At 72.5% G+C, this 18,013-nt stretch carries 14 protein-coding genes; 1 reads left to right on the forward strand and 13 read right to left on the reverse strand.

Going from position 1 to position 18,013, the window contains the following annotated elements; translation table 11 throughout:
* Positions 1-35: 35 nt before the first annotated feature.
* The 13 genes from ACFW22_RS07385 to ACFW22_RS07445 form a co-directional block, all read right to left on the reverse strand.
* Complete coding sequence (locus ACFW22_RS07385) at positions 36-1,355, reverse strand: VWA domain-containing protein (protein ID WP_386400247.1); 1,320 nt, start codon at positions 1,353-1,355, stop codon at positions 36-38.
* A gap of 51 nt (positions 1,356-1,406) precedes the next feature.
* Complete coding sequence (locus ACFW22_RS07390) at positions 1,407-2,732, reverse strand: PP2C family serine/threonine-protein phosphatase (protein ID WP_386400283.1); 1,326 nt, start codon at positions 2,730-2,732, stop codon at positions 1,407-1,409.
* Between the two features lie 2 nt (positions 2,733-2,734).
* A complete protein-coding gene (locus ACFW22_RS07395) occupies positions 2,735-5,221 on the reverse strand; it encodes a tetratricopeptide repeat protein (RefSeq protein WP_386400249.1) in 2,487 nt (828 codons plus the stop codon).
* A 59-nt stretch (positions 5,222-5,280) separates the two neighbouring features.
* The gene (locus ACFW22_RS07400; protein ID WP_386400251.1) at positions 5,281-6,558 is read right to left on the reverse strand and encodes a hypothetical protein; all 1,278 of its coding nucleotides are present in this window, start codon (positions 6,556-6,558) and stop codon (positions 5,281-5,283) included.
* A 30-nt stretch (positions 6,559-6,588) separates the two neighbouring features.
* On the reverse strand, positions 6,589-7,614 hold the full coding sequence (locus ACFW22_RS07405) for a glutamate ABC transporter substrate-binding protein (RefSeq protein WP_386400253.1): 1,026 nt from the start codon (positions 7,612-7,614) through the stop codon (positions 6,589-6,591).
* 11 nt (positions 7,615-7,625) lie between these two features.
* Positions 7,626-9,053 (reverse strand): hypothetical protein, encoded by a 1,428-nt coding sequence (locus ACFW22_RS07410; RefSeq protein WP_386400255.1) that lies wholly within the window; start codon positions 9,051-9,053, stop codon positions 7,626-7,628.
* Between the two features lie 367 nt (positions 9,054-9,420).
* Entirely contained in the window at positions 9,421-10,401 is a 981-nt protein-coding gene (locus tag ACFW22_RS07415; protein ID WP_386400257.1) for an N-acetylglucosamine kinase, read from the reverse strand.
* The gene (locus ACFW22_RS07420; protein ID WP_386400259.1) at positions 10,392-11,657 is read right to left on the reverse strand and encodes a 6-phospho-beta-glucosidase; all 1,266 of its coding nucleotides are present in this window, start codon (positions 11,655-11,657) and stop codon (positions 10,392-10,394) included. The genes ACFW22_RS07415 and ACFW22_RS07420 overlap by 10 nt, the downstream gene beginning before the upstream one ends.
* Before the next feature lie 7 nt (positions 11,658-11,664).
* The gene (locus ACFW22_RS07425; protein ID WP_386400261.1) at positions 11,665-12,534 is read right to left on the reverse strand and encodes a carbohydrate ABC transporter permease; all 870 of its coding nucleotides are present in this window, start codon (positions 12,532-12,534) and stop codon (positions 11,665-11,667) included.
* A gap of 3 nt (positions 12,535-12,537) precedes the next feature.
* On the reverse strand, positions 12,538-13,521 hold the full coding sequence (locus ACFW22_RS07430; RefSeq protein ID WP_386400285.1) for a carbohydrate ABC transporter permease: 984 nt from the start codon (positions 13,519-13,521) through the stop codon (positions 12,538-12,540).
* Between the two features lie 32 nt (positions 13,522-13,553).
* Entirely contained in the window at positions 13,554-14,900 is a 1,347-nt protein-coding gene (locus ACFW22_RS07435) for an ABC transporter substrate-binding protein (protein ID WP_386400263.1), read from the reverse strand.
* A 53-nt stretch (positions 14,901-14,953) separates the two neighbouring features.
* Positions 14,954-16,168 (reverse strand): ROK family protein, encoded by a 1,215-nt coding sequence (locus ACFW22_RS07440; RefSeq protein ID WP_386400265.1) that lies wholly within the window; start codon positions 16,166-16,168, stop codon positions 14,954-14,956.
* 182 nt (positions 16,169-16,350) lie between these two features.
* Positions 16,351-17,097 (reverse strand): NAD(P)-dependent oxidoreductase, encoded by a 747-nt coding sequence (locus ACFW22_RS07445; protein ID WP_386400267.1) that lies wholly within the window; start codon positions 17,095-17,097, stop codon positions 16,351-16,353.
* Between the two features lie 123 nt (positions 17,098-17,220).
* Here ACFW22_RS07445 and ACFW22_RS07450 point away from each other — a divergent pair, with 123 nt between their 5' ends.
* Positions 17,221-17,919 (forward strand): TetR/AcrR family transcriptional regulator C-terminal domain-containing protein, encoded by a 699-nt coding sequence (locus ACFW22_RS07450; RefSeq protein ID WP_386400269.1) that lies wholly within the window; start codon positions 17,221-17,223, stop codon positions 17,917-17,919.
* Positions 17,920-18,013 lie beyond the last annotated feature (94 nt).

Below are 18,013 nucleotides of genomic sequence, written 5' to 3' on the forward strand. Positions count from 1 at the left end.
GCTTCCCCCTCTCGTCGTCCGGCCCGGTGACCGGGCTACCTCTTGACGCGAACGGTCTTGGTGGAGCGGGTTTCGAGTGTCATCTCGTCCGCTTCCGCAACCTTCGCCTTCAAACGCACAGTACCGGTCGCCGCATCGACCACGTCGACCACCTTCGAAAGCAACTTGGCCGTATCTCCATTGCCGGAGGCCGCCGCGAGTTGCACGGCGCGGCCCAGCTTGGCCGTCGCGCCGTCGAAATCACCGGATTTGCGCGCGTCCAACCCCTGCTGGATGACGTCCGCGAGCTCCGCCTGGCCCGTGTAGTGCGCGACCTGGGGGTTGAGCGACGTCGACATCGCGAGGTCGTCGGTCCACACCGCCCGCACCAGCCCCTGAGACAGCGGGCGCGGATCCCCGCCCGCCGGGTCCGGCGCGATCAGGGACACCCGGGCGGCCAGCATCTCCTGGCCGACCGCCGCCCGCGGCACCCGCACGCTCACGTGGTAGTCGCGGGACTCGGCGCCCCACGAGCCCGTCGGATAGTCCCCGGCGCGCGGTCCGGCCTCCGCGCGCCGCCCGGTCAGGTCCTCGACGGTCGGTGCGACCTGCTTCACGAAGACGATCTCCGCTCCGACCGGGGTCCACAGGCGCAGCGCGACGTCGGCCACTCCCTTGCCCATCGCCTGCTCCATCATCGCCGTGAAGTCGGCGGCGAGCCCGGACGGGTCGGCGACGATGTCGGCCGTGCCGAGGAGCGCCGAGGCGATCCCGGTGACCTCCTTGACCTCCCAGTCGGTGCCGACCCCGCGCGCGTCGCAGGTGAACCGGCCCGCGCAGGCACGGAGCGCGGCCTGCAGCTCCTCCGGCGACTCGTGTTCGTTGCGGCCGTCGGTGAGCAGGATGCCGTGCCGGATGGTGAGCTCGGCGGAGGAGAGCAGCCGGTCCGCGAGCCGCAGCCAGGTGCCGATCGCCGTGCCGCCGCCCGCGGAGAGCCGGCGCAGCGCCTCCTTGGCCTCCGACCGGGTGCGGGCGTCGGCGACGGCGAGGCCGCCGTTCCCCGGGTAGACCTCCTGCGCCACGTGCGTACCGGCGACGAGGGCGAAGCGGGTGCCGTCGCGCAGGGTGTCCACGGCGGCGGCGGTCGCCTCGCGCGCGCCGCGCATCTTGGTCGACGGGTAGTCCATCGAGCCGGAGCAGTCGACCATGATCACGACACCGGCAGCGGTCGGGGCGTCCGCCTCGACCCCGCCGGTGCCACCGGTCGACGTGACCGTGACGATCGCGCTGACGTCCCGGCCGCCCTCCGGCAGGAACGCGTTCTGGTAGACGTCCACAGAGAACTGCGGCACGGTCGACTTGGAGAAGTTCGCCATGGGATTCGGCTCCTGGGACGACGAGGGGAAGGGACGGGGACCGGCGACCGCTCAGGCGGATCCTGCCCCTTGCGGCGCGGCGGTGAACGGGACGAGCGCGACCGTGATGTTGTCGTGGCCCCCGCCGTCCAGCGCGTGGCCGACCAGCACCTGGGCGCCGTGCAACGGGCGCTCCGCCGCGTCCGCCGGAACGACCCGGGCCATGTCCTCGGCGCCCTCCGCGTAGTTCCACAGGCCGTCCGTGCAGACCACGACCACGCCGGAGCGGTCCGGTTTGAACGCGGCCGTGTGCGGCTCCAGTTCGTAGGCGTCGGCACCGAGCCAGCCGGTGATGGCGTGGGCGCGCTCGTCCGCGTAGGCCTCGGCCTCGTTCATCAGGCCCGTCGCCACCATCTGGGCGGCCCAGGAGTCGTCCTCGGTGAGCCGGGCCGGTGGGGCGCTGCGGTCGTCCGGCACCCAGTAGGCCCTGCTGTCGCCGACCCAGCCCACGACGAGCAGGCCGCCGGCGACGACGGAGCCGACCACGGTGCACGCCGGAGCGTTCCGATGGTGGTGCGGATCGTGTTCCGGAACGTCCGGACCGGGCCCTTCCACCAGGGAGTTGACGGCCCGGGAGGCGGCGACGATCGCCTCGTGCATCGCCTGCTGCGGATGCGTTCCCCGGGGGAGCGAGGTCAGCAGCGAGGCGCCGGCCGCCTCGGCGGCGGCGGCGGACGCCTCGTCGGGCCGGGTCGCCGAGGAGACCCCGTCGCAGACGATCGCGAGGGCGGCGGGGGAACCGTCGGGCAGGGCGGTCGTCGCGACGGCGAACGCGTCCTCGTTGCGGTGGTGCCGCAGCCCCCGGTCGCTGACGGCGGCGACGCCGCCGAGGTCCCGTTCCATGTGGTCCCGCTCGCGCGGCTGTGCGTGCCCACAGTTCTCGCAGTACCCGTCGGTGTCCACCCGCCCGGCCCGGCAGGCCACGCAGAGCGGGACCGCGGGGGCGGGCGGCGGCTCCGGAGCGGCGGTCCGATCCACCTGCACGCTGGTGCGGGGGTCGGGAGCGGCCAGCTCGAAGTCCCCGCCGCCCGCGGGGGCGCCCGGCGGCAGGCCGTGCGCACCGGCCTCGACCGCCGTCAGGTCGTTGCCGCCCGAGTCGGTGCCCGGGAGGTCGCCCGGGTGTTGGGTCGCGGTCGAGAGCGAACCGGAATCGCGGGGCGGAGCGGCCGGCCAGTCCACCGGGGTGCCGATCGCCACGGTGGGACGGTCGGGCTCCGCGACCGGCGCGGTCGACAGGTCGTAGCCGCACGCCCCGCAGAACCGGTCGCCCGACTCCAGCGGCTCGGTGCAGCCCGGACAGACGGAGAGTCCGTGTGACGGCTTCGGGTTCTGGGACATACTCACACCCACGTCCTGGGGCGGAAGCGGTTGGCCCGCTCCACCAGTTCGATCCTCTCCTCGCCCCGCTGGGCGAGCCGGGCCAGCACCCGGTACGAGCGTTCGAGGCCGAAGCGCAGTCCGCGCTCGTCCAGTTCACTTCCCAGCAGCAGCGTGCCGCCGCCCGGAGCCGCCCCCGGGCTTCCCGAGAGCACCCAGTCGAGGGCCGTCCCGAGGACCTCGGTCGCCAGCCGCTCCCGGCGCACCGCGTCGAGCCCGAAGCCCTTGAGCGCCGAGACCTGTGCCGCCGCCGCGGTCAGGTCCGCGCCCAGCGGCTCGTGCGCCGGGCGCCGCCGCAGCCGCGCCCGCACGGCCGCGACCCGGGCCGCCGTGTAGTGGATCGATGCCTCCGGCACGGACTCCAGGGCCCGGACCGCTCCGGTGCGGTCGCCCGCCGCGAGCCGCACGCGGGCGAGTCCGAAGGCCGCGCTGACGAAACCGGGATCGGTGGCCCAGACCAGGTGGTAGTACTCGGCGGCGTTGTCCAGCTGTCCGAGCACCTCGGCACAGATGCCCAGGGCCAACTTCGGTGCCGGTTCGCCGGGGAAGGCGTCGTACACCGCGTCGAAGGCCAGCGCCGCGTGCTCGCGGTCCCCGGTCACCAGGGAGGCGACGCCCCGGTACCAGACCACCCGCCAGTCGTCCGGGTCCCGCTCTTCCAGGCCGGCGAGGGTACGGGTCGCCGCGGACGGCTCGCCCAGCTCCAGTTGGGCCCGCAGGGTGCGCAGCCGCAGTTCGACGGAGGGCGCGGGCGCGGTCTGGAGCGCACCGAGGAGTTCGCCGGGGGCGGCGGAGGCGAGCCCGGCGAGGAAACCGGCGTTGGGATCGTCCGGGTCGACGCGGGGCACGGGCAGGGCGAGCGCGGTGGCGGGCGCGTCGAGCGGTGCGAGCAGTTCCCCGAGCCCGGAGGCCGCGGGCCCCGCGGCTCCGGAGCGCCCGGCCGTCGCACCGGTTCCCGGCAGCGCGGCGGCTGCCGCGGAGGTCGGGGCCCCGGGCCGCTTCCGTCCGCTCCTGCGCGCCCCGAGCAGCGACACGTCCTCGGTCAGTTCGGCGAACAGGGCGCTGTCCGTGACCCGCAGCTCGGTGCCGAAGAGCGTCGACAGCGCCGGGCGGGGGCGGCCGGACTGCAGCGCGACCACCTCGCGCAGCACGCCCGTCAGTTGCTCCGCCATCTCCTGCGCGGAGGCGAACCGGCGGGCCGGGTCCGGGTCCGTGGCGCGGACCAGGAAGCGGTAGTACGACTCGTACGTCCGGAAGACCTCGATGTGTTCGGGGTCGGGCAGCGAATCCACGAAGACGTTCGTGTAGCCCTGGAAGTCGAAGGTCATCACGGCCAGCGTGCGCGCCACCGTGTACAGGTCGCTCGCGACCGACGGGCCGACCTCGGCGACCTCCGGCGCCTGGTAGCCGACCGTGCCGTAGATCGCGGACTCGTCGTCGTCCATCCGTCGGACCGCGCCCATGTCGATCAGCTTCAGCTGGTCCTCGGTCTGGATGGCGTTGTCGACCTTGAAGTCGCAGTAGAGCAGGTTCCTGCTGTGCAGGTGTCCGAGCGCCTCCAGGGCCTCGATCCCGTAGGCGCAGGCCTGTTCCACCGGCAGCGGGTCGCGCCGGCCGTCGGCGGTCCGCCGGTCGTTGGCGATGTCCTTGAGCGACTTGCCGCCGACGTACTCCATGACGATGTAGCCGTCCAGGGAGCCGGTGCGCTGGTCGAGGTGCTCGACGAAGTTGTAGATGCGGACGATGTTGGAGTGCTCGATCTCGGCGAGGAAGCGGCGCTCGGAGATCGCCGCGGCCATGGCGTCCTGGTCACCGGTGTCGAGCAGGCCCTTGAGGACCACCCAGCGGTCGGCGACCGCCCGGTCGACGGCGAGGTAGATCCAGCCGAGCCCACCGTGCGCCAGACAGCCCGCGACCTCGTACTGACCGTGCACGATGTCCCCGGCGCGCAGCTTCGGCACGAAGGAGTACGGGTGTCCGCAGCTGGTGCAGAAGCCCTCCGTGCGGCCCGGTCGGTCGCCCCGTGAGCGGCCCACCGGGGCCCCGCAGTCGGAACGCGAGCAGAAACGCTTCCGCTCGGGCACTTCGGCGTTCTCCATCACCGCGGCCCGCGGGTCGGGGCGGGGCACCTCGGGTATCGCCACCAGTCCCGCACCCAGCCGGTTCCGGGCCGACTGCCCGCTCGAGGAGCCGGAGCTGCGCACCGACACCGAGCGGGCCGCGGACAGGCCGGAGAGCGAGCGCGAGAGCCGGCCGGAGACCGAACGGCGGGAGGTGGAGGACCGGGACGAGGCGCGCGAACCGCTCCGCGAGGAAGCGGAGTCCGGGCTGCCCACGGCCGCCCCCTTCCCGGCCGCGGCCACCCCCGTCGGCGTCGACCCGATCAGCCCGCCGGGCGCGACGACCGGGGCGAGGCCGCAGGTGTCGCAGTACAGCTGCCCACCCCCCATGTCCTCGTACGACCCGCCGCACCCGGGGCGCTGACAGCTCCCCGCGCCCGTCTCCCCGCTCACCACTCTCGCCCTCCCGCGTCCCGCGGTCCGGACAACACGTCCGCCACCGCCCGTTGATAGCGCAGCACCGTCTGCTCCGCGACCCTCAGGTCGCACGGCGCGCTCCACAACATCCGGCGCGCCGCGTCGTACCGCTCGACGAGCAGCGGATCCTCCGCCGCCCCGAGCCGCGCCGCCTTCGCCTTGTAGGCGTCCAGCCGACCGCGCAGTTCGGCCCGGACCGCGAGCGGCGCGGTGACCGCCGTCAACGACGCGCGGGCCCGCAGCAGCTCGTCCTCCGCCTCCCGCTCCAGCGCCTCCAGGAGCGGGGAGAGCCGGTGCCACTGGGCGTGCCTGCGGTACTCGGCGGCCGTCGCCAGTTGCTCCTGGAGCACGATCGGCGGACCGCTGACGGCCGGCACCTCGGAGGCGGCGATCTTCGCGAGGACCTCGCCGCGGGCCGACCGCGCCTCGGCCAGCGTCCGGTCGGCCCGCGACAGCACGTCGCGCAACCGCAACAACCGCTCCTCGGAGTCCTGCCGCACCGCGAGCACTGCCTCGATCTCCCGCCGCACGTCCTCCAGCGCCAGGGCGGCCCGGTCGTACCGCTCGGTGTCCGGCCGGCCCCCGCCGGGGGCCGAACTCCCCGCCGCCGGACGCCAGAACGCCAGCGGATCGGTCACGACCTGTGCCCGCAGCGCGGTCAGCTCGGCGGTGATCTCCTCCAACTCGTCGCCCGCCGGGTGTTCTCCGGGCCGCACGCCGACGGAGTGCGCCAGCGAGCGGGTCCGGCCCAACTCGGCGGCGAGCAGGTCGATCCTGGCCGGCAGCGCCGACCAGACGGCATCGGCCGTGACCACCAGGTCGAGCGAGGAGGCGTACAGCTCGTTCATCCGCCGGACCAGCCCCGCCAGGCTGAACCGTTCGGTCAGCAGCGCCCCTTCGGCTGCCCCGCCCGGGACGACCACGGTGTCCCCGCGCAGCCGGTCGGTGAGCTCCACGAGCTCCTCCCGGCCGGGCCAGCGGCGCCGCGCCCGCACCTCACGGACGTCCCGCAGGGCATCGGTGTACGCGTCGAAGCAGTTCCAGAGCAGGCTGATGGTCCGCTCGGCGGCCGCCCAGCGGTCCCGGGTGACACCGGTCAACTCGGCGCCTTCGAGCAGCCTGCGGCCCGCGTGGTCCTGGAGCGCGAGGAGCGAGTCCTCGATCGCCTTGTGCTCGGCGTCGAGCCGCGCCAGCGCACGGTCCACCTCGTCCCGGTCCATCGCCGGCCCAGGAGGTCCCGTGACGCCCATCGATCACCTCTTCGTCTCCGTGTGCGGGCCTTACTTGTACAGGGGGGCGGGTGGTCCCGTTATCCCCGGCAGGTCCTTCTCCAGCCAGGTCTTGTACGCCGCCTGCCAGGGCCCCTGCCGGTACCCCACCAGGACCTGGTTCACCCGGCGCACCAAGTCGTCGTTGCCCAGCTTGGCCGCCACCCCGTAGTACTCCTCGGTGAACGGACGGCCCTTGAGTTCGACCGCCGGGTCCTGGGCGGCCTGGCCGGCCGCCAGCGCGTTGTCGGTGACCACCGCGTCGACCTCGCCCATCTGCAGCCGGACCAGGCAGTCCAGCTGGTTGGGAACGGTCAACAGGTCCTTGTCGTCCTTGGTGCCGTCGGCCTCGTCCTTGAAGATCGCGCCGAAGGAGTTCTCCTCCAGGGCGTCGTGGGCCGTGGAGCCCTCGGCGGTGCAGATCCGCTTGCCGCGCAGCGAGGAGTCGTAACCGGTGATGTCGGTGGACCGCTTGGGCGCCAGGACCTGCTGACCGGCCTGGAAGTAGGCGGTGGAGAAGGCGACCTGCTCGATCCGCCTGCAGTTGATCGTCATGGTGCGCACGACCAGGTCGACCTTGCCGCTGTTCAGCGCCGCGATCCGCTGGTTGGTGGGTATCGCGCGGAAGATGATCGCGTCCGGGTCGCCGAGGAGGTCCTTGGCGATGGCCCGCGCCAGCGTGATGTCGAAGCCCTCCAGGACGCCCTTCTCGGGATTCCGGTAGCCCCAGCGGTAGCTGGACTGGTCGACGCCGACGATCAGCTTCCCGCGGTCCTTGATCGCCCGGACCGAGGGGCCGTCCGCGGAAGAGGGCGGGAGGGACGCCTCGGGGTGCTCACAGCTGTCCGCCTTGACCTGCACGCCGGTGCCCACGCCGGACGTTGCGGGCGGGACGGTCGGGCCGTCCCCTTCGCGCGCGAGCGGCAACACGGTGAGCGAGGCGGTGAGGCCGCAGGCCACGGCCATGCACGCCACCCCGCCCCAGCCCCTCAGCCGCCGGGCCGTCCGCCGTACCAGCGGGTCCCTGCCGCTCGGCATCCCGCCCCCTCTCACCGGTACTCCGACAGTCTGCGGTTGATGCCGAGCACGGCGCCCGCCGCCCCCAGGACCCCGAGGACCGCCACGCCCAGCGGCAGTGCCGCCAGCGCGTCCCTGGCGTCCCCGGCGGAGCGGGTGAACTCGGTCTGTTCGTGCGCGAGGGCCCGCTCCAGGGCCGTGTCGATCTGGTCGAAGGACTGCTCCGTGGTCTGCCCGCTGCCGATGATCCTGTGCAGGGCCCCCTCGTAGTCGCCCGCCTCGTCGTCCGCGCGGGCCGCCTTGTGGCGCTCCCGCCACTCGGTCACGCGGGCGGTGGACTCGTCGACCGGGTCGCGCCCGGCGTCGTCGTCGGCCCAGGTGCGCGCCGCGGCGAGTGCGGTGGTCAGGGTGCCCATGCTCGCCGTGTACTCGGCCTCGTACTTGTCGCTCTTGCCGTCCGGGGTGAGCACGGCGCCACGGGCGACCAGGGTCAGGTTCTCGTTGGCGCGGGCCGTGAGCGAACTGATCCGGGCGGTGTTGAGGACCTGGAGGGACTCCTGGCCGTGCACCCGGGCGCTCTCCAGGCTGCCGCGCGCGAGCGCGTGCGAGCCGAGGAGCCAGAGCAGGGCGGCGACGGTGGCGGCGGTGGCGGCGAGCAGCCCGTGGTTGAAGACCCGGTTGGTCCGCACGTAGGTCCGGCGCTGGACCCAGAGGAGGGCGCCGAGGGCGAGCAGGCCGACCGCCAGCGAGAGGAACGGCCAGGTGCGGGCGGACGCGTCGTCCTCCTGGAGCCGCTCGGTCTCCGCCGCGTAGAGCCGCTCGGCGGCGGGCAGCAGTTCGGTGGCCATCTGCTGGTTGGCGTACCGCAGATAGGCGCCGCCCAGGGGCAGCCCCTGCCGGTTGGCGGCCCGGGCGCGCTCGATCAGCCCGGTGTAGCGGGGCAACTGCTCGTTGAGGGCGGCGATCTCGCGTGCCGACTCCGACGAACCGTCGGTGTTCGCAGCGGCCTTGATGAGGAGCCGGGAGGCGGTGGTGATGTCCTTTGCGTACCGCTCGCGGGAGTCCGCCGGCTCCAGGCCGCCCGCGAGGAAGCCGCTGGCCGCGGTGGTGTCGGCGTCGGCGAGGGAGCGGTAGATGGCCGCCGCGTCGGCGCTCAGCGGTTGGCTGCGACTGACCACGTCCTCCGCGGCGGCGGCACGGTCGGTGACCTCCAGGGCGGTGATCGCCCCGAACGCGACCACGAGCAGCGCCAGTACGGCACCGAGCACCTGGAGCCGGCCCGGTTCGGTCGTCGTGGCTTCCCGCAGTCGCTCCCGACCCGTGGCCCAGGCACCGCGCCCCGCGGGCGGGGGAGCGACGGGTGGGCGCGACGGCTGCGCGGGCAGGGCGCCCGGGTGCGCGGGCACCGGCGCCGTGCTCCCTGCCGCCGGGGCGGTGGGCGCGTTCGGCGGGTGTGTCACTTGACCTCCCCCTCGGTCGCTGACGTCGGTCCTTCCGGCCGGGGCCGGTCCGTCCGGTTCCGGTGGTGGACCACCCGGCCAGCAGTATGGCCGCAGTGGACCGTCCGCACACCGGGATTGACTGGATCTTGTGCCTATCGTGCCGCATCCCCCCGGCGCGGCAGCAGACCAGCCCCCTGTCTTGAACACGTCGGGCGGCCGGAATTGGTTCCTCGGCACACACGGTCCACGGGGACGAACGGAGCTGCGGGGCGCCCCGTCACCACGACGGAACGCCCCGCAGCCGGGCCCGCGGGGTCCGGCCCCCCGGACCCCGCCCCCGGTCCACCGGCACGGTGCGCGACCCGTCCGTGCCCGCGGTCCCCGCTCAGGCCCCGTACCGCTCCCGCAGCCGGGCCGCGGCAGCCGGACCGGCCGCCACCTCGTCCAGCGCCAACAAGCCCGCTCCGAGCACCGGCGGCGCCGTCACGAACCCGATCAGGGCCTTCGGCGCCCGTACCGCGAGCAGTTCGCGGATCCGTCCCTCCAACTGCGGGTGGCGCGCCGCGAGCACGCTGCCGCCCAGCATCACCGGTGCCTCCTCGTCGAGCAGCCCCAGCCGGGCGAGCGCGACCGAGGACAGTGCGACGACCTCCTCGGCCAGTCGGTGCACCAGCGACCGTGCGACCGCGTCACCCGCCGCACCCACCCGGAACAGCACGGGCGTCAGCTCGTGCCGCCGCTCCCACGGCACCCGACCCAGGTGCAGCGCTTCGATCAGCGCGTACATCGTCTCCAGGCCGAAGTGCGCGGGCAGCGCACGCGCCAGCTCCGTCGGCTCGCCGCGCCCGTCCTCGGCGCGCGCCGCGAACCACAGCGCCTCCTCGGCCAGACCGCTGCCGCCTCCCCAGTCCCCGGACAGCTTCCCGATCGCCGGGAAGCGGGCGGTCCGTCCGTCCGCGGTCATGCCGACGCAGTTGATGCCGGCCCCGCACACCACCGCCACACCGTGCGGCTCGTCGAGCCCGGCCCGCAGGACGGCGAAGGTGTCGTTGTGCACCCGCACGTCCCGACTCCAGCCCCGGTCGAGCAGCTCGGCCGTGAGCGCGGCCTCCTCGACGGGCAGGTCGGCATTGGCGAGACAGGCCGTGACGTGGGCGAACGCCGTGGGGACCGCGGCATCGGCGCACGCCCGCCCGACGATCTCCGCGAGCCCGTCGACCGCCGTCCCCACCCCCACCACGGGGGGCTGGAACCCGCCGCCGCGTGCCGATCCCAGGACGGTCCCGTCCCGGGAGAGCAGCGCGACGTCGGTCTTGCTGTTCCCCGCGTCGACCGCAAGGAGCACATCGCTCCGGTTCATGCCCACGCGAGGTGCTCCCGGTTGTGCGCGATCAGCCGGTCCGTGAGGCCCTCGGCGGAGTCGTACTGGCCGACCAGCGGGTGCGCGAGCAGCGCCTTGAACACCCGCTCGCGACCACCGTGCAGCGCCGCCTGCAGCGCGAGGTCCTCGTAGGCCGTGACGTGGGCGATCAGGCCGGCGTACAGCGGGTCCACCGGTGCGACCGGCAGCGGCGCGGCACCATGGGCGCCGACCGCGGCCTGCGTCTCGATGACGGCGTCGTCCGGGAGGAACGGCAGCGTGCCGTTGTTGTACGTGTTCACCACCTGGTGTGCGGAACCGCCCCCGCCGAGCAGCGAGGCCGCGAGGTCCACGGCCGCCTCCGAGTAGAAGGCGCCGCCGCGCCGGGCGAGCAGGGCCGGCTTCTCGTCGAGGGCCGGGTCGCCGTACATCTCCAGGAGCTCGCGCTCCATCGCGGCGACCTCGGCGGCCCGCGAGGGCTTCGTGCCGAGTTCCCTCACCACCTCGTCGTGCGCGTAGAAGTACCGCAGGTAGTACGAGGGGACGACGCCGAGCCGGTCCAGGAGGGGGCGCGGCAGGTGGAGGTCCGCGGCGATCGCGTCGCCGTGCTCGGCGAGCAGCCCGGGCAGCCGGTCCTCGCCCTCGGGGCCCCCGATCCGGACCGCCCGCTCCCAGGTCAGGTGGTTGAGGCCGATGTGGTCGAGGTGGACCTCGGACGGGGCCGCGTCGAGGAGCTTGGCGAACTTCCGCTGGAAGCCGATGGCCACGTTGCACAGGCCGACGGCCTTGTGGCCGGCCCGGAGCAGTGCGCGGGTGACGATGCCCACGGGGTTGGTGAAGTCGATGATCCAGGCGTTCGGATTGGTGCGCCGGACCCGCTCGGCGATGTCGAGGACGACCGGGACGGTCCGCAGCGCCTTGGCGAGGCCGCCGGCACCGGTGGTCTCCTGGCCGACGCAGCCGCACTCCAGCGGCCAGCTCTCGTCCTGCTGCCGGGCGGCCTGCCCGCCGACCCGCAGTTGGAGCAGGACGGCATCGGCGTCGGCGACCCCGGCGTCGAGGTCGGCGGTGGTGACGATCCTTCCGTCGTGGCCCTGTTTGGCGAAGATCCGACGGGCCAGTCCGCCGACGAGTTCGAGGCGTTCGGCGGCCGGGTCGACGAGGACGAGTTCGGTGACGGGCAGGGTGTCGCGCAGGCGCGCGAATCCGTCGATGAGTTCGGGGGTGTAGGTGGAACCGCCCCCCACGACAGCGAGCTTCATGTGTGCGTCAGCCCTTCACTCCGGTCAGTGTGACACCTTCGACGAACGCCTTCTGCGCGAAGAAGAACACGAGGATCACGGGGGCCATGACCAGGACGGTCGCGGCCATGGTCAGATTCCAGTCGGTGTGGTGTGCGCCCTTGAAGGACTCCAGGCCGTAACTGAGCGTCCAGGCGGCGGGGTTCTCGGAGGCGTAGATCTGCGGCCCGAAGTAGTCGTTCCAGCAGTAGAAGAACTGGAACAGGGCCACCGCGGCGATGCCCGGCTTGGCCATCGGGAGCACGACCTTGATCAGGGTGCGGAGTTCGCCGCATCCGTCGATCTTCGCGGCTTCGACGTACTCGTTCGGGATCGTCAGCAGGAACTGGCGCAGCAGGAAGATGGCGAAGGCGTCGCCGAAGGCCATCGGCACGATCAGCGGCCACAGGGTGCCGGAGAGGTCCATCTGCTTGGCCCAGAACAGGTACATCGGGATGATCACGACCTGTGGCGGCAGCATCATCATCGAGATCACGAGCAGCAGCGACAGGTGCCGGCCGCGGAAGCGGAACTTCGCCAGCGCGTACGCCACGGGGACGGACGACACCACGACGAGGAGGGTGCCGAGCCCCGCGTACAGCAGGGAGTTCCGCCACCAGGTGAGGAAGCCCGGGGTCTCGAAGACCTTGGCGTAGTTCTCCCAGTGCCAGGAGTTCGGCGTCAGGTCCCGGGTCAACGCCTGTGCGTCGCTCATCAGGGACGTCAGCAGCACGAAGACGAACGGGAGCACGAAGAACAGGGCGGCGGCCACGCCGAGCGCGTGCACGCCGATCCAGTGCAGCAGCGCCCTTCGGCGGGCGGTCCGCGCGGCGGGGGAGGAGACGGGAAGCGTCGTCATGGTTCAGTCACCCGAGCCGATCAGGCCGCCGCGCCGCCGCATCAGCAGCGCGGTGAAGGCCATGGAGAGGGCGAAGAGGACCAGCGCCACCACGCAGGCCGCGCCGTAGTTGAACTGGCTGAAGCCGAGGCTGTAGACGAGCTGGGGGAGCGTCAGGGTGGAGTCGTCCGGGTAGCCGGGCTGGAAGGTCACGCCGGACCCGCCCATCACGCCCGAGGCGACCTTGGAGGCCACGATCGGCTGCGTGTAGTACTGCATCGCGCCGATGATTCCGGTCACGACCGCGAAGAGCACGATCGGCGAGATGTTCGGCAGGGTGATGTAGCGGAACCGCTGCCACGGTGAGGCGCCGTCCAGTTCGGCGGCCTCGTACTGTTCCTTCGGCACGTCGAGCAGGGCCGCCATGAAGATGACCATGAGGTCGCCGACGCCCCACACGGCGAGGACGGTCAGGGCGGGCTTGGCCCAGTCCGCGTCGTTGAACCAGGAGGGTGCGGGGATGCCGACCGCCTCCAGGAGCGAGTTGACCGGCCCGGTGCCGGGGTTGAGCAGGAAGACGAAGGCCAGGGTGGCGGCCACCGGCGGGGCGAGGTAGGGCAGGTAGAAGAGGGTCCGGAAGACGCCGGCGCCGGTTTTGATCTTGGTGATCAGCATGCCGACGCCGAGGCCGAAGAGCACCCGGCAGGAGACCATGACGACGGCGAGCCAGAGGGTGTTCTGCATGGCCGGCCAGAACTTCGGAAGGTCGGAGAAGACGTAGGTCCAGTTCTCCAGGCCGCGCCAGGCCGGCGCGTTGAGGCCGTCGTAGCGCATGAACGAGAAGTACAGCGTGGAGATCAGTGGATAGGCGAAGAAGAAGCCGAACCCGATCAACCAGGGCGACATGAACAGCGCGGTGCGCAGCGCGTCGCGCCGGCGCTTCGACCGCAGGGTGTTGCGCCCCTCCGGGGAGGCGGCGACCGGGGCCGTCGCCTCCCGCGCGGGCATGGTGTCCGTGCTCATGGGCGGGGAACCGGCCGTCACTTCGCCGCGGCGATGTCGCGGTCGATCTGGGCCGCGGTCTCCGCGAGCCCCTTCTTGAGGTCGGTGACCTCGCCCTTCTCGTACTTCCTGGCGAAGTCGGAGAGGGTCTCCTGGTAGGCGGCGCCGTTGACCGCACCGTCCGAGGTGGTGGACTTGGGGTGCCGGGCGATGTCCAGGAAGGTCGTGAAGCGCTCGTCGAAGGCCAGCTTCGGGGACTTCAGGGACTCGAAGGTCGAGGGCACGTTTCCGATGGCGTTGGCGAAGCCGACCACGGCGTCGGTGTCCGTGGTCATGTACTTGACCAGCTCCCAGGCGGCGTTCTGCTTCTTGCTCTGCGGCGCGATGCCCATGATGGTGCCGGAGAGGTAGCCCTTGCCGTACTCGGACGCCTCGTCGTCGGCGACCGGCAGCGGCGCGACGCCGACCTCGAAGCCGACCCCGGCCTCCTTGAGGAAGTTGAGTCGCCACTCGCCGTCGAGCTGCATGGCGACCTGACCGGTGTGGAAGGGGTGCTTGGCGCCCCATTCGTCGCCGAAGGTGGTGCGGTACTTGTCCAGCTTCTGGAAGCCGCCGAGGGCGTCGACCAGCGACTTCTGGTACGTGATCATCTCGGCGAACGCCGGGTCCGCCGCGACGTTCGACGTGCCGTTCGCGTCGAAGTAGCCGCCGTGGTTCCACTGCGACATGTAGTGCGAGACGACCGTCTCGTAGCCGAGGTAGTTCGGCATGAAGCCGAGCTGCTCGTACGAGTCGCCCTTGGCCTTCGTCAGCTTCTTGGCGACCTCGGTGAACTGGGACCAGGTCTTCGGCGGGGCCTCGGGGTCGAGGCCGGCCGCCTTGAAGGCGTCCTTGTTGTAGTAGAGCCCGTACGCGTCGGACAGCAGCGGCAGCGCGCAGCGCTTGCCCTCGAACTGGGTGTAGTCCTGGAGGACCTTCGGGAAGGTCTTGTCCAGGTCGAGCTTCGACTTCTCGATGAAGGGCCGGAGGTCGGCGAGCGCACCCGAGGCGCAGAACTTGCCGACGTTGGCCGTGGTGAACGAGGAGACGACGTCCGGGCCGTTCGAACCGCCCGCGCGCAGGGCCTGCCCGAGCTTGTCGTCGTTGATGTTGCCGACCACCTTCACCTTGATGTTCGGGTGGGCCTTCTCGAAGCGGGCGACGTTCTCGTCGATCGCCTTGACCTCGGCGGGAGCCGACCAGCCGTGCCAGAAGGTGAGGGTGGTTTCGGCCTTCGGGTCGTCGGAGGCCGTGTTGTTCGCGGAGCCGGTGCAGGCGGAGGCGAAGAGCGCTATCGAGGCGCCGGCGGCGAGCGCGGCGGCAGTTCTGCGGGGGCGTGCGGGCATGACGTGTTCTCCCTGTGGCGGAGTGAGTGCGGGGGAAGGGGGCGGGCGATGGATCAGCGCGAGGTGTCGAAGACCTCGTCGCGGGTGGTGGCGAGGGCGCTTTCGAGGGCCCCGCGCAGCACCGGCCGGTCGGGGACGGTGGTCAGGACGAGCCGGGGCCGGGACGCGGCGAGGTCGGCGAGTTGGGCCTGCACCCGGGAGCGCAGTGCTTCGCTGCCGGCGACGAGGACGGCACCGGACAGCACGATCAGTTCGGGGTCGAGGACGGCGACGACGGCGGCCAACCCGGTCGCGACGCGCTCGGCGTAGCGGTCGAGCAGCTCCGCGTACCGGGGGTCGTCCCCGTGGGCGGAGGCGGCCCGGGACAGCAGCTCGGTCGCGACCCGCACGTGTGGCTGTTCCGGGGCCCGGATGCCGGCGGTGCGGGCGATCCGGGCCACGGCCTGGACGCCGGCGAGTTCCTGGTAGCCGCCGGAGTTGGCCTTGGCGACCTGGCGGACGAGCGGGGTGCCGGGCACCGGCAGGAAGCCGACTTCGCCGGCGCCGCCGGTGAAGCCCCGGTGCAGGCGCCCACCGAGGACGAGCGCGGCACCGAGTCCGCCCTCGTTCCACAGCAGGGCGAAGTCGGAGTGGCCGCGGGCGGCGCCCAGGCGCTGTTCGGCGATGGCCGCGAGGTTGACGTCGTTCTCGTACTCGAACGGCATGGGCAGGACGGCGGCCAGCTCTTCCAGGAGGGTGGGGGAGTGCCAGCCGGGCAGGTGGGAGGCGTACCGCAGGCGTCCGGTGGCCGGGTCGAACGCGCCGGGGGTGCCGATGACCAGGCGACGCACGTCCGCGCGGGTGACCCCGGCCGTCTCGACGGCTCCGTCGAGGGCGTCGGTGACGTGGCGGACGACGCCGGAGGCGGCGCGGCCGGGGGTCGGCAGCTCGAACTCGCCGACGATCGCCCCCGTGACGTCGGCGACGGCGGCGTGGATGCGGTGCTGGTTGACGTCGAGTCCGGCGGCGTACGCGGCACGTGCGTTCACCGCGTACAGCTGGGCGCTGGGGCCGGGTCGGCCTTCGGTGGTGCCGGTGGCGACGACCAGTCCGGCCGCTTCGAGCCGGGCGAGCAACTGGGAGGCGGTCGGCTTGGACAGGCCGGTGAGCTTGCCGATCCTGGTGCGCGAGAGGGGGCCGTGCTCCAGGAGCAGGTCCAGTGCGGCGCGGTCGTTCATGGCCCGCAGGACCCGTGGTGTGCCGGGTGTTCCCGGGATCGTGCCCGCCATGTCGGATCCACCTGCCGATTGATCTGTTAGGAAAGTTTCCTATCGGGTTGGCAGGAAGGTACGGCGGTGATCGGTGGGGCGTCAATACCCCGGACCGTGCCCGCCCCGTGCGGTCGGCGCCGCGCTCGTGCCGGAACCCCGGACCGACCGGTCCGGGGTTCCGGCACGACGGGCGCCCCCGGTCAGGGGTGTTCGAGGCCCCCCGCGGGTGCGTGGGCGAGGGCGGAAGGGGTGAGTCGACCCACGATCGCCGGCGCTTCCCGGACGAGTGCGTCGTCCTCGGCCGCCGTGACCATGAACAGGGCGAAGTCGGTCCGCCGGGTCCGATTGCTCGCCAGGACGGGGTCCCCCACGTGTCGGCTCCACACCGGCAGCCCCTGGCTCCCGCCCTCCTCCAGGTCGCTGCCGCGCACCACGGTCCAACGGGTGTCGCTCGCGAAGATCCTGCGGCACGCCTCGACCTGGTCGTCCACGTCCACGGCCCTGACGAGCTTCGCCAGTGCGGTGGTGACCTTCACCAGCACCCTGAAGTGGAGCGGATACGCGTCCTTCCCGTCACGGGTGATGTGCCAACCGCAGGAGAAGACCAGGCGCGCGCCGGAAGGGGCGAGGTCCAGTACCGCCTGCGCGGTGCCGGAGGAGTAGTGCTTCATTCCCCAGGGGACCAGCACGGTGAGCACCGCGTCGCACCCCTCGACGGCCCGCGCGACGACCGCGCGGTCGTCGGTCGCCCCGGGGACGATCGTGATCCGGCCGTCGAACTCGGCGAGCTTGGGCACGCTCTGCTCCCTGCACACGCCCACCACCTCGTAGCCCCGGTCCAGTGCGTGCCGCACCATGTAGCGCCCCAGCTTTCCCGAGGCGCCGATGACGCACAGCTTCTTCCCCGTGCCCGTCGCACGGGTGACCTCCGCGTCGTTCGACTCCATGCCGCCCGCCTCCGATCCTGCTCCGCCGTCGATCCTTACGCCGTAAGGCACCTTACTCCGTAAGGCTACCTTACGAAGTAAGGTGGTCAAGGGGTGTCAAGCAGCCGAGCAAGGAGAAGACCGTTGGCCGAAGATCGGGCCCGGGCATCGATGCACCGCCGTGGCGAGCCGCTGACCAGGGACACCGTCCTCAGGGAGGCGGTCGCCCTGGCCGACGAGGCGGGCGTCGGCTCGCTCACCATGCGCAAGCTCGCCGAACGCCTCGGCGTCGAGGCCATGTCCCTCTACCACCACGTGGCCAACAAGGACGCGATCCTCGACGGCATGGTCGACGAGGTCTTCGGCGAGGTCGGCCTCCCGTCGGACGCACTCGACTGGAAGGCCGCCATGCGGCAGCGGGCGGTCTCGATGCGCAACGCCCTCAGCCGCCACCCCTGGGCCATCGGGCTGCTGGACTCACGCTCCAACCCCGGCCACAGGACGCTGCGCCACCACGACGCGGTCATCGGCAGCCTGCGCGCCGGCGGCTTCTCCGTCGCGGGTGCGGCCCATGCGTTCTCCCTGCTGGACAGCTACGTGTACGGCTTCGCCCTGCAGGAGGCCGCCCTTCCCTTCGAGGCCGCCGGCGACGACATCGGGGACATGGCCGAGGCGCTCATCGACCAGGCGCCCGCCGGGGAGTTTCCGCACCTCGCCGAGTTGGTGGCCCGCCACGTCGCCCTGCCCGACTACTCCTACGCCGATGAGTTCCTCATCGGCCTCGACCTGCTCCTCGACGGGCTGGAACTGCGCCGGGCGAGGCCCGACTGGTCCGGCGCCTGACGACCGCGCCGGAACCCGCGGGCCGGACCGGGCGTGCCCCGCGGTCGGCCGGCCGCCGGTACGACGGAGGGCGCCCCACCGGTCACCGGTGGGG

This window comes from Streptomyces sp. NPDC058872 (assembly GCF_042743065.1).
GTDB lineage: Bacteria > Actinomycetota > Actinomycetes > Streptomycetales > Streptomycetaceae > Streptomyces.